We start from the raw sequence: 11,566 nt of genomic DNA on the forward strand, positions 1-11,566 counted from the left end.
AGGACTGACTATGAGTGTGCAAGGACGTAGTATCCGCCTGTTTTTGGTCGATGGCAGCCCGCACGGCTTGCTGACCGCCGAGATCGTAAACTGGACCGGCCATGTGCTGACCGCTCCAAGAAGTCGCCTGGCGGACCTGGTTAAGCGCCCAGAGTGCGGCCGCACCGGAGTATATTTCTTGGTGGGTCCAGACCCGGACAATAGCAGTCGGCCCAAGGTCTATATTGGTGAGTCCGATAACGTGGCCGTTCGCTTAAAGCAGCATAACCGTCCTGAAGGAGAGGGTGGCAAGGACTTTTGGGAGAAGGTGTGTCTGGTGACCAGTAAGGATCAGAACCTGACCAAGGCCCATATCAAGTACTTGGAGTGCCAACTGATGGCAATGGCCAAAGGCTCCGGTCGCTGCAGCCTGGTCAACGGCACCAATCACCAGTATGAAGGTCTGCCGGAGGCGGATCTGGCGGATATGGCCTTCTTTATTGATCAGATCCAGACCCTATTGCCAGCACTGGGCCATGACTTTCTGCGTGAGCCCAATACGAAGGTGCTGCAGCAAAGCAATCCAGATGCATTGCCGCAGTTTGAGTTGAAGGTGGCCAAACACAAGATCCGAGCTAAGGCGCAGGAGCACGACGGTGAATTTGTGGTTCAGGCTGGCTCCATCACAAAGGCTGAAGACCGCAGTCAAACGGGTTACAACAACCTATGGATGTCTCTTGTTGACAGCGGCGTTATACAGTTGTGTGGCGACGGTACTGCCAAGTTTACTAAAGACTACGCATTTTCCAGTCCCAGCGCTGCGGCGGCGGTGGTGAAAGGATACAACAGCAACGGGCGAAAAGACTGGGTACTGGCTAATGGTGGCCAAAACTATGGTGACTGGCAGCAGCAGCAACTGGAATCCGCGGAATGACCAGCGCGACATGGAACATCAAAACAAGGGCATGGGATGCTTTACGCCATAACTCGCAATAAGTCGGGGCGGGTGGATGTCGGTGGCATCAAAGTCCCCGTACGTGAGCTGTTTCGTGAACGAGAGGATATGCTCACTGCAGCCATCATGTCGCGTTTACCCTATCTCTCGGGAGGCGCGTTGAATGCACTGTTGCAACAGGTGCTTCCTGAAAGTGGCTTTGAATTCGATACGCTCAAAGAGATCGACTACTGGCCTAACTTCCGCTCAGGCGTGCAGACACGGGTTGAGCCGGATGTGATATGGCACTTCGACTGGGGCTGTGTGGTGGTCGAGGTGAAACGGCCGGGTGATGGCGCACAGTGCAGTAGTCAATGGTATCGGGAGTTGGAATCATTGCCGGAGGAATACCGCGAGAGACCAGTCCTGTTCTTAGCGCTGGGCGGTAACCATCAGCACAATCAGACTCTATTTGCCCCCTTGTTGGAGCGGCTTGAGGCCGAGGAGATGTTTGAGCCTCTCCCCCAGCTGTTCAGCTCGGATTGGCAAGGTTTTGCTCAGTCCGTCTTTGCACTGTGTCAGGCTGATACGGGGCTGTGGCCAAACACAGATCGTCGGGTGTTGGAGGATATACTCGCGGCGCTCACGCTTTATCGAGTCGAGTACCGCGAGCACCACCTGGGAGATTTGGCCAAGCTTACGTATCCGTCGCTGGGCGCCTTGTCACTTTTGCGCGACTGGCCCATTCACGTATCACCCAACAACAAGCCCAAGCTCGCAGAGGGACTGAGCGCGCTCGCATTGAGTGGCTTGCGCATGACTCAGCCTGTAGGCGCCATTGCTGACCTGGGCGCGCCTGCCATTTCGGCGGAAAACCACGGATAGACCAACAAGATGGAACAACAAGACCTCAACCCGATCATGCGTGATCTGCGTACCGCTCAGCGATTGGTCGTGGCCTTTCACCAACGTATGCTGCCGATCATCGAAACGATAGGCAGCCAGCTCAATAGCAGTTTCTACTATTGGCAACCGGTGCATCACAATGCGCCGTGTCGCAGTGCCACCAGCCCCTTCAAAAAGTGGAAGTGGGACTTTTCACCGTTACACAACACTGTCTTCCACTTCTTGAGCGATGACATCCCTAGTCCTCATCAACTTGTCGAAGGCGGCTACATGCTGGTCATTCACTTGGTTACGGATACCGCTGTGGATGACGCTTTCGAGTCCACCAAAAAATCATGGAACCCACTGGACATTGCCACAGGACCGGAGCAGAGCCGCTCCGTCTTGCGGATATACGTCTATGGGGCCGAGCGTGATGGTGAGCAGCAAGAGGGCTGGTGGAAACTGTATGCGAATCACGACTGGCCAATGTTGGATACGGATTGTGTTGAGTTTGAGACCGGAGGTCGGGCGTTTGGCCTGGAGTTCGATATAGCGACTTTGGGCACGCCAGAAGCGATACAAGGGTTGATCGCAACGATAAAAGACCAACTGCACTCACGCGGTTACGCGAAATTTGAGCAGGAATAACGAATGCAAGACAAAGCACGGGAACTGGCATTTCAAAACCACATCATCGCAGCCCTGCAATCCCAGGGCTGGCTAGTGGGCCACAGCGCCGAGTACGACAAGGAGAGGGCGCTGTACCCGCAGGACTTGCTGGCCTATGTGCAGGATACCCAGCCGGAGGTGTGGCAGCGTTTCTGTACCATCTACGGCAGTGAGCCGGAAAAATACTTACTTAATGCAGCAGTGCGGCAGTTGGACCGTAAAGGCACCTTGTGGCTTTTGCGCAACCAGATTGAAGACCGAGGCGTGCGCCTAAAGGTGGCGACTTTCAAGCCCGATTCCAACCTCAATCCGGAACTGAACCTGCGCTACCAGAAGAACACCCTGCGAGTTGTGCCGGAGCTGATCTACAGCCCTCACGGCTATGATGGCCGTCTCGATCTAACCCTGTTTCTAAATGGTTTGCCCATCGCCACACTGGAGCTGAAATCCTGCTTCAAGCAGAGTCTCGAGAACGCCAAGAAGCAGTATCGCTATGACCGCAAGCCCAAGACGGACCGCAAAGATGAGCCGTTGCTGAAGTTTAAGCGCGGAGCCCTGGTGCACTTCGCCGCGAACCAGTTTGAGGTGGCCATGACCACCAAGCTGGCTGGCGAGGACACTTTCTTTTTGCCCTTTAACCGGGGCACCAGTGCCGGTGCGGCAGGTAACGATCAGCCCCCGCCGGACAGTGGTCGATATGCCACGGAATACCTGTGGGACGAGATGTTCCAGCGCGACAACCTGCTGAAGATCTTGCAGCGCTTTATTCACTTGGAGGTGAAGGAGAGCTTCGATGCCCTGGGAAACCTCAAGCGCAAAGAAACCATGATCTTCCCCCGTTATCACCAGTGGCGGGTGGTGAACAACCTGCTGTCGGCCGTTCGCAAGGACGGCACAGGACAGAAGTATCTGATCCAACACTCGGCGGGCTCCGGCAAATCCAACTCCATCGCCTGGCTGGCGCATCAGGCCGCGTCTCTGACCGATGTGGCGGGGGATAAGGTGTTCAACTCGGTGATTGTCATCACCGACCGTACCGTGCTCGACAGCCAGTTGCAGGAGACCATCAGCCAGTTTGAACACGCCGATGGGGTGATCAGCCGAATCAATCGAGAAGAGGGCGATGGCAGCAAGTCTGCCCAGCTAACGGCGGCGCTGGAGCAGAGTACGCCGATCATCATTGTGACCATCCAGACCTTCCCCCATGTGCTCAAGGCCATTCAGGAGAGCGCCGGGCTGAAGGACCGCACCTTTGCGGTGATCGCCGATGAAGCCCACTCCAGCCAGACTGGCAGCACGGCACGCCAATTGCGCCAAGTACTGATGGCCGAGCAATTGAAAGACGAAGAGGAGTTGTCCGCCGAGGACTTGATGAATGCGACCCTGGCGGCGCGTGGCGGCTCGGATAAGATCAGCTACTTCGCCTTCACTGCCACGCCCAAGGCTAAGACCTTGGAACTGTTTGGCCGCCCGACCAATCCTGAACTGCCCATCGGCCCGGACAACAAGCCTGAGCCGTTTCATGTCTACTCCATGCGTCAGGCCATTGAAGAGGGGTTCATTCTTGACGTACTGAAGAACTACACCAACTACTCGATGGCCTATCGCCTGGCGCTGAAGGGCCAGGAACACGACGAGCAGGTGGACAGCAAGAAGGCGCGCATTAAGCTGGCCAAGTGGGTGGCACTACACCCCCACAACATCGGCCAGAAGGTGCAGGTGATCGTTGAGCACTTCAAACAGAATGTGATGGCACTTCTGGGCGGCGAGGCTAAGGCGATGCTGGTGACTTCCAGCCGGATGGAGGCGGTGCGCTACAAGCTGGCATTCGATAAATACGTCAAGGCGCAGGGATATACACACATTCAGGCGATGGTGGCCTTCTCCGGTGAGGTGAATGACCCGGTCAGCAGTCCTGAGCCCTTTACCGAAACCAACATGAATCCGGGCCTGAAAGGGCAGGACATGCGTAAGGCGTTCGACACCGATGAGTATCAGGTGATGATCGTCGCCAACAAGTTCCAGACCGGATTTGACCAGCCCAAGCTGTGCGCCATGTACGTGGACAAGAAGCTGACCGGCGTGGACTGCATCCAGACCCTGTCACGGCTCAATCGCACCTATCCGGGCAAGGAAACCACCTACGTTCTGGACTTCGTCAATGACCCTCAAGACATTCTTGAGCAGTTTCAGCAGTACTACGAGGTGGCGGAGCTGGCGGAGGTGTCTGACCCCAATCTGGTGTACGACCTGCAACACAAGCTGATGGACAGCACCGTCATCAATCGCAACGAGGTCAGCACTTTTGCCGATGCCTACTACGACCCGAAGCGGGGCGCTGAGGCTCTTACCGGCTATATCAAGCCTGCACAGGAACGCTATGCCCAGCGCTACCGTCATGCCAACGAGACGCTGAGAGAGGCGCGCAGGCAGCTCAAACGGGTGGCATTGGGAGGAAGTGAGACCGACCGGGTCAATGCCGAGCGCAGCGTCAAGATGGCGGAAGAGGTCCGTAGTGAGCTGGACTTGTTCAAGAAGGATCTTGGCGGCTATGTCCGTTACTACGAGTTTGTGTCTCAGATCACCCCGTTCCAGGACAAGGTGCTGGAAGAGCTGTCGGTCTATGCCCGTCACCTGTTGCCACTGTTGCGCCAGGAGGTGCTGGAAGAAGAGGAGATCGACCTGTCCGCCGTGGCGTTGAGCCACTATCACCTGAAAGAGAAGCGCACCCAGGACCTCAAGCTGCGAGAAGGGCAGGGTGATGGCCTGACGGGCACCACGGGCCTTGGTAGTGCTAAGCCGAGGGAGGAGGAGCGCGACTTGTTGTCTGAGATCTTGGAAAAGATGAACGACCTGTTTGGCGCAGAGACCACCGACGGCGACAAACTTACCCTATTGCAGGGGGCGGTATCCAAGATCAGTGAGAACGAGACGGTGATGGCCCAGGTGGAGAACAACAGCGAAGCTCAGATCATGCTAGGCGACTTCCCCAAGGCGATGGAGACGGCGATGATCGAAGCAATGGGGTCCTATACCCAGCTCACCACCGAATACCTGTCCAAGCCCGAGGTGGCGAGGGAGTTCAACAAGCTGGTGTTGGGGATGTTGGTTAAGGGTGTAACAGCCAGAGTTTAAACAAACTGCAATTCAAAAGGATGTGAAGATGAAAGACCTGCTCGCAAAGTGTACTGCCGAAGATTTTGAGTTCATCTCTGAGGTTCTTGATAGCTATTTCGCGTTCACGGATGATCAAAAGCGAAAGCTGCTATTAAAAGGTGTGCAAGAGGGTGAAGTTGACCGGCAAGAGTTAATTTACCTGCTCGATAAGCAGATCCGTTACTACGGTTCATCTGATGTTGCGTACTTAAAGCGCCTGATTTTTTCGGATGACCCCGGTGTATCCGCCGAAGAGGTTGTTGATGATGTTGTTAAAAATCTAAAAGTAAATACAAAGGCGGGTGCAAGCATCGAGGCGAAGTTAGAGCAAGTCGTTAAACAGAAAGTTGAAGCAACACTTGCGAAGAAAACACCAGAAGAACTAGCTGAAACTTTCCGAAAGATGAAGCTTGATTCCGTAAAGGTGGAGGATCTAACTATATACCTCAAGGGGCGCGGCAAGGTGTTAACTTTGCCGATTTTGATGCAGTTCTTAGGCCCTGTTGTTGTGCAGAAAGTGCTGTTGGAAGTAGTGCTAGGGTTTATAGCCCAGATCATAGGAAAACAGGCATTTAACCAAGTTGCTCGGCTCATCGCTCAGCGCTTTGGCGCAGCACCACTAGGTCCGATTGTGTGGGGTGTTAGTGGCTTATGGTTGGCCTCGGATCTTCAAGGACCAGCGATGCGCAAAACAGTACCGATCTGTCTCTATTTAGGTGTTGTTGCGCTTCGGGATGGTGAAGAAGATTCGGAGCTAGATGATGCTGTTTAGCACCAAATGAGTCTATAGGAAATGGCGTGGGACGTTATTGCCATTGGCTGGGACGTCGGCGGCTGGCAGGGTAAAAAGCAGGCCGTGGCGGTCGCTGCCTGGCGGCGAGGGGATAAAGCGGTGACTTGGTTGGGGATCAGCCCCGCTTTCTCGCTGTCTCAGCGTGCTCCGTTGTCACTTGATACCCTGTTGTCTCCGGCGGGAGTCTCAGTGGACGTTGTGGCAAAGGCTAAACAGGTAACCATTGGCATTGACGCCCCGTTAGCCTATCCCCTGGCGTTTAAGCGTCTTCTTGCTGGTGAGCCGGTGCTCGATACGGCCCCACAGGCGGAGATCGACAATCCATTGGCCTATCGTGACTGTGAACGCTGGGTGCACTGGACCTTTGGAAAGAAGCCCATGTCGCCAGTATTCGATCGCCTTGGCAACAACGCCACGGTTGCCATGTCGGCTTTGCACGCGCTGCGTCGCCAAGGGTACTCCGTGCTTCCGCAGGACGCGGACGAGGCCATTCGTGCCGTTATTGAGGTTTATCCCGCCCTTCTCAAGGATGCCGCGGAATCAGCGTCACCGGCTAAGCCCATGTTTCGTCCCTTTCTGCCAGATCCCGTGCCGCAAACCGGTGACGTTTATGATGCTGCCTTGGCGGCGCTGGTCGCACTTGGCCATGGCCTGTGTGCATTGGGAGAGGAGGAGGCGCTGAGTTTGCCATGTATTCTGGGGCCAGCTCCTGGATATGTGAGGGATGAGGGTTGGGTCTATGCGTTGAACTGCGGCAAAGTAATCAGTACTCACTCCCATGAAAACGCGACGGTAGCTAAACACCGCGATGATAGTGAGCGGGGCGAGTGGCGTGGCGGTTCGTCGGCCAGCACCCAGATTGGCTATGTCAATTGCAACGCACAGAGAGTCGGGGGGACGCGAGGTACTCCGGGAACAGACCATGGCCAGCTTGCTTATCGGGTGATCTGTGAGCGCTGTGGCTGTGTTTATGGCGTGAATGGCACCAGTCTATTCCAGTGCAAGTGTCCAACATGCCAGCGAGGAAGGGCGGATATCCCGTTCTAAGACGGCCAAGCCATAGCGGCCTTTCGGAGCTGGGGCCGTTACAAATCCAATCCCATGAAACCTTAAACTTTCCGAGAGGCGGACGTAAAAGAAGACAGGCAGTGATGTTTTGCCCTCTCCCCCCTCCTCAAAGCCCCCCCCCCTCCATTTCCCGCGCGGGTTCCATCGAGTGCTGTAACCCCATAATGGCAGGGGCCACTGCTTAGTCCGGCCTTTTCAACAGTATGTTTGCCTGGATGGCTGCCCGCTGAGATATTGTGCTTAATTGGGAGTCCTACCGTGGATGGCTGGACGTCCAGACGCCCCAAAGTTGGGCGCCTTTTTGGTTCCGATAGGGTATACATCAGCCGAACCAGATGGAACTGGGCTGACTTTGGTTCGATAATTCTTGTAATGCCACCCAAAACGAACCATAAATAAAGAACCACTCAAAACGAACCAGGGATGGAACATGACAATTCGCATCGTTCGCGCCTACATGCGCGCCAGCACCGATGATCAAAATGCCGAGCGGGCCAGGGAAGAGCTGCAGGGTCTGGCCAAAGTTGGGGGCTTTCGCATAGCCGGTTACTACGTGGAGAACCAGTCTGGGACGAAAGTTGACCGGCCAGAGCTGAACCGGCTGATCAGCGATTGTGAGCCTGGCGATGTCCTATTGGTGGAGAAGGTAGACCGGCTAACAAGGTTACCCTACGAGCAGTGGAAGGCGTTGAGACACCGCTTGGACCAGGCCCAGATCCGGATACTGGTTGCAGACCAACCCATGACCTATAGCGCCGTGCGGGAAGGCGAGAGCGATGGCTTCATCACGCGCTTGCTCACCGACTTCATGCTCGACCTGGCAGCCGGTATGGCCAGGGATGATTACGAGACCCGCAGAAAGCGCCAAAAGCAGGGCATAGAGGCCGCCAAGGCAGAAGGGAGGTACAAGGGGCGGCAAACCAACACAAAGCTGCACAGTGACATCCAAGCCCTTTTAGCGAAGGGGGTGAGTTGGTCTGAGATCCAGCGCGTCACCGGATGTTCCAGAAGCACCATTGGTAGAGTAAAGAAAGCCGAGCACACACAGGGATAAGAGCAGTTGTTACAGTGGCTTGAACTGATCTGTATCGAGAGGCAATCAAATCTAGCCTGCAATCCAGGCGATATCGACAGGCGGAGGCCGTGCGGGAATCTGCTGTGTAGCACCTGATTACTACCTACTTCTTCGCCGATGACGGTGCGCAAATCTGGATACCGCGGTCGGGTGGTTGATAGGACTTCCCCATCCAGTCGAAGTGATTCATTATGGGTCAAACACGGAAGCGGAAGTAAAAACAATGGAATGGATGCAGCCTTTTGTCTCAGGCAAAGGCGGTGGTACTGAGCCAGTGAATATCTATGAGAGTGCAGGCGAGGCGGTAATTGATAACATGCTGGGCGTGTTCGGCACGTTTATCTCAGAGTATCCCGGTCAGACGTTAATCTTGTGCATAGTGATCATTGTGTCGCTCCGCATGCGCAACCGCCGCTGGTAGTCATATCGCTTACCAGTGGGGATTATCGGTTGCAACACGGCATTTCTCGTTACGCCAGCTTCCAATTTGGCTTGGACGCACCTATCTACTCTGGCCGCGCAAGTCTGCAGTCAAAGCAGTGTCAGGTACAGGAGCCCATGTTTTGGAGCTTGTAGCTACCTTCTGGCTTTATGCGCGAACACACCTAAAAACATGCGCTTCAGTGAAGGTGAATGCGTCCCCACGCTTTAGCTCGCGATCTTCGATAACCCAAGATATGCCGCCTAGGGGATCGATGTAATCCAACCTGCCAGTGTATCCATCCGGGCTGCGCTCAACATTGGTCACTGTGAAGTCGTACTTGCCCTTTCTTAGGTGCACAGTGTCACCATCATTAATGCCACCGTAATCTGGTATGGACGCCTGTTTGTTTTGAACCTGAGTTACGTTGTAGCCGCCTATGGACTTGTCTAGGTTCAGTTGGTCTGCAGTCGTCATAGTTGCCTTCCTTTTCAACTTTACTCATTACCGAACCTAAAGTTTTTACACCGTCGGTCCTCGGTAGTTCTACGTACAAATTTGCGTACAAAATCCATTCTGCCTACCACCTAAATGCGTACTGTATGCCACTCAGCAACGTGTCACATAGTCGTGCCACAGCAGGGTTTCGTCTTGCCGCATTCAGGTGTTCCGCTTTGAATGATAAAGGGCAAGTGTACCAGAAAGTTGAGGCGGATTTAGGGCGCCAGACGGCGCCCTGGCAGGGATCAACGAGTGAGCAGATCGTACAGGCGATCTTTTAGCCTCAGTCGGGTCATCTTCATGCTCAGCAGGTTGTTGTCGCTGATGGGGGAGCCGGCCAGTTCCAGATGACGGATCTCGTCATCGATCTGGTGGTATTGCTCTGACAGTTCGGCAAAGAGTGGGTCGGATTCGGTGCGTTGGTCTATCTGGTTCGCGAGCCTGGGAAACTCGTGTGGAAGATCATGTGGTTCACCCAACATAAACGCCTCCGCAGTAGGGGGTTTGACACCCACTAAGCATAGCCCCGCAGGGACAGAACGTCAGGGTGCTTGGGCGACCAAAACGGGGCGCGGTTTAAAAAAAGTCAAAAAACCATTAAAATTACGCCTTTTTCCGCAGGGCTGCGCGCGAATTCTCTTTTCGCTGCGCGCAAGAATAATTATTAAATGGGTGTCGTATATGAACATTCCTGCTGAAGTGGCGACCTTGCAGATCTTCCCAAAGCGCCGGTTTACGGTGTACCAACAGCGTCAGCTGGACAAGATCGAGCTGGTTGACCGCCTGCCCGAGGCGTTGAAGTTTGAAATGAAGGTGGTTGCCAGTGTGCTGCCGTTCCGGGTGAACGAATACGTCGCCAATGACCTGATCGATTGGAACAACCTGCCCAAGGATCCGATCTTTCAGCTCTCCTTCCCGCAAAAGGGGATGCTGGCCCCCGAAGCTTTTGATCGCATGGCAGCGCTGCTTAAGCAGGACCCGTCACCGCAAGAGGTGTTTGAGCTGGGACAGGTGTTGCGGGCTGAGATGAATCCGCACCCCGCGGGCCAGATGAGCCTGAACGTGCCGGAACTCGACGGTGAGAAGCTGCCGGGCATGCAGCACAAGTACAAAGAGACCGCGCTGTTCTTTCCCTCCCAAGGCCAGTACTGCCACAGCTACTGCACCTTCTGTTTCCGCTGGGCTCAGTTTGTTGGCAAGGCGATGCGCTTCAACTCCAACGATGCCGATACGCTGCACCGCTACCTCGCAGCGCATCCGGAGATCAGTGACCTGCTGATCACCGGCGGGGATCCCATGGTGATGAAAACCAAGAAGATCGCCCAATATGTGGAGCCGTTGATCGACAGCCCGGAGATGGAGCATGTCCAGACCATCCGCTTCGGCACCAAGGCGCTGACCTTCTGGCCCTACCGCTTTGTGACCGATGACGACGCGGATGAGTTGCTGGCCCTGTTCCGCCGCCTGGTGCAGAGCGGCAAGCACGTCTCCATCATGGCGCACCTGAACCACTGGCAGGAGATGGAAACCCCCATCTTTGAGGAGGCGGTACGCCGCATCCGCGCCACCGGCGCCAATATCCGCGCTCAGGCACCGCTGCTTAAGAACATCAATGATAACGCTGATGACTGGGCGAAAATGTGGCAGAAGCAGGTGAAGCTGGGGATCATTCCGTACTACATGTTTGTGGAGCGGGATACCGGGCCGAAGCGCTACTTCGAGGTGCCGCTGCATCAGGCCTATGAGATTTACCGTCAGGCGATCAGTAAGGTCTCCGGGCTGGCGCGTACCGCCCGTGGTCCGAGCATGAGCGCTGGCCCTGGCAAGGTGGAGATCCAGGGCATTACCGAAGTGGCGGGAGAGAAGGTGTTTGTATTGCGCTTTATCCAGGCCCGTAACCCGGAGTGGGCACAGCGGCCTTTCTTTGCCAAATACGATGAAAGCGCCCACTGGCTGGATGACCTCAAACCGGCATTCGGTGAGGAGAAGTTCTTCTGGCAGGCGGAGTACGAGGCGATGGGCGGAAAGCTCGGCGAGTAAAGATTCCCCAAACGAAAAACGCCCCGCAATTGCGGGGCGTTC

The 11,566-nt window shown here is 55.2% G+C and carries 11 protein-coding genes; 9 read left to right on the top strand and 2 right to left on the bottom strand.

Features of this window, described 5'->3' with window-relative positions; translation table 11 throughout:
* The first annotated feature begins 10 nt into the window (after nt 1–10).
* The 8 genes from KUV52_RS10565 (at nt 11) to KUV52_RS10600 (ending at nt 8,983) form a co-directional block, all read left to right on the top strand.
* On the top strand, nt 11–913 hold the full coding sequence (locus tag KUV52_RS10565) for a GIY-YIG nuclease family protein (RefSeq protein WP_222525901.1): 903 nt from the start codon (nt 11–13) through the stop codon (nt 911–913).
* 129 nt (nt 914–1,042) lie between these two features.
* On the top strand, nt 1,043–1,798 hold the full coding sequence (locus KUV52_RS10570) for a hypothetical protein (RefSeq protein WP_222525902.1): 756 nt from the start codon (nt 1,043–1,045) through the stop codon (nt 1,796–1,798).
* 9 nt (nt 1,799–1,807) lie between these two features.
* Complete coding sequence (locus tag KUV52_RS10575) at nt 1,808–2,449, top strand: hypothetical protein (protein WP_222525903.1); 642 nt, start codon at nt 1,808–1,810, stop codon at nt 2,447–2,449.
* A gap of 3 nt (nt 2,450–2,452) precedes the next feature.
* Nucleotides 2,453–5,605 carry a type I restriction endonuclease subunit R gene (locus KUV52_RS10580; RefSeq protein ID WP_222525904.1) on the top strand — a complete coding sequence of 1,051 codons (3,153 nt, stop codon included), beginning with the start codon at nt 2,453–2,455 and terminating at the stop codon, nt 5,603–5,605.
* Nucleotides 5,606–5,633: 28 nt separating this feature from the next.
* Complete coding sequence (locus KUV52_RS10585) at nt 5,634–6,398, top strand: hypothetical protein (RefSeq protein ID WP_222525905.1); 765 nt, start codon at nt 5,634–5,636, stop codon at nt 6,396–6,398.
* Nucleotides 6,399–6,419: 21 nt separating this feature from the next.
* The gene (locus KUV52_RS10590) at nt 6,420–7,466 is read left to right on the top strand and encodes a DUF429 domain-containing protein (RefSeq protein WP_222525906.1); all 1,047 of its coding nucleotides are present in this window, start codon (nt 6,420–6,422) and stop codon (nt 7,464–7,466) included.
* Between the two features lie 451 nt (nt 7,467–7,917).
* The gene (locus KUV52_RS10595) at nt 7,918–8,541 is read left to right on the top strand and encodes a recombinase family protein (RefSeq protein ID WP_222525907.1); all 624 of its coding nucleotides are present in this window, start codon (nt 7,918–7,920) and stop codon (nt 8,539–8,541) included.
* Nucleotides 8,542–8,785: 244 nt separating this feature from the next.
* Nucleotides 8,786–8,983, top strand: a complete 198-nt coding sequence (locus KUV52_RS10600) for a hypothetical protein (RefSeq protein WP_222525908.1) — start codon at nt 8,786–8,788, stop codon at nt 8,981–8,983.
* A 168-nt stretch (nt 8,984–9,151) separates the two neighbouring features.
* Here the strand turns inward: KUV52_RS10600 and KUV52_RS10605 are convergent, their stop codons facing one another.
* Nucleotides 9,152–9,460 carry a hypothetical protein gene (locus KUV52_RS10605; protein ID WP_222525909.1) on the bottom strand — a complete coding sequence of 103 codons (309 nt, stop codon included), beginning with the start codon at nt 9,458–9,460 and terminating at the stop codon, nt 9,152–9,154.
* A gap of 269 nt (nt 9,461–9,729) precedes the next feature.
* Nucleotides 9,730–9,966, bottom strand: coding sequence for a YdcH family protein (locus tag KUV52_RS10610; RefSeq protein ID WP_222525910.1), 237 nt, complete (start codon nt 9,964–9,966; stop codon nt 9,730–9,732).
* A 199-nt stretch (nt 9,967–10,165) separates the two neighbouring features.
* Here KUV52_RS10610 and KUV52_RS10615 point away from each other — a divergent pair, with 199 nt between their 5' ends.
* Nucleotides 10,166–11,524, top strand: coding sequence for a KamA family radical SAM protein (locus KUV52_RS10615; RefSeq protein WP_222525911.1), 1,359 nt, complete (start codon nt 10,166–10,168; stop codon nt 11,522–11,524).
* Nucleotides 11,525–11,566: the final 42 nt, after the last annotated feature.

Source organism: Ferrimonas balearica, from assembly GCF_019802055.1.
Lineage (GTDB): Bacteria > Pseudomonadota > Gammaproteobacteria > Enterobacterales > Shewanellaceae > Ferrimonas > Ferrimonas balearica_A.

Bases quoted from the DNA above. Each gene is read 5' to 3' on its own strand.
- KUV52_RS10570 (WP_222525902.1), top strand. From the start codon at position 1,043: ATGCTCACTGCAGCCATCATGTCGCGTTTACCCTATCTCTCGGGAGGC.
- KUV52_RS10565 (WP_222525901.1), top strand. From the start codon at position 11: ATGAGTGTGCAAGGACGTAGTATCCGCCTGTTTTTGGTCGATGGCAGC.
- KUV52_RS10605 (WP_222525909.1), bottom strand. From the start codon at position 9,460: ATGACGACTGCAGACCAACTGAACCTAGACAAGTCCATAGGCGGCTAC.
- KUV52_RS10615 (WP_222525911.1), top strand. From the start codon at position 10,166: ATGAACATTCCTGCTGAAGTGGCGACCTTGCAGATCTTCCCAAAGCGC.
- KUV52_RS10600 (WP_222525908.1), top strand. From the start codon at position 8,786: ATGGAATGGATGCAGCCTTTTGTCTCAGGCAAAGGCGGTGGTACTGAG.
- KUV52_RS10595 (WP_222525907.1), top strand. From the start codon at position 7,918: ATGACAATTCGCATCGTTCGCGCCTACATGCGCGCCAGCACCGATGAT.
- KUV52_RS10590 (WP_222525906.1), top strand. From the start codon at position 6,420: ATGGCGTGGGACGTTATTGCCATTGGCTGGGACGTCGGCGGCTGGCAG.
- KUV52_RS10575 (WP_222525903.1), top strand. From the start codon at position 1,808: ATGGAACAACAAGACCTCAACCCGATCATGCGTGATCTGCGTACCGCT.
- KUV52_RS10585 (WP_222525905.1), top strand. From the start codon at position 5,634: ATGAAAGACCTGCTCGCAAAGTGTACTGCCGAAGATTTTGAGTTCATC.
- KUV52_RS10610 (WP_222525910.1), bottom strand. From the start codon at position 9,966: ATGTTGGGTGAACCACATGATCTTCCACACGAGTTTCCCAGGCTCGCG.
- KUV52_RS10580 (WP_222525904.1), top strand. From the start codon at position 2,453: ATGCAAGACAAAGCACGGGAACTGGCATTTCAAAACCACATCATCGCA.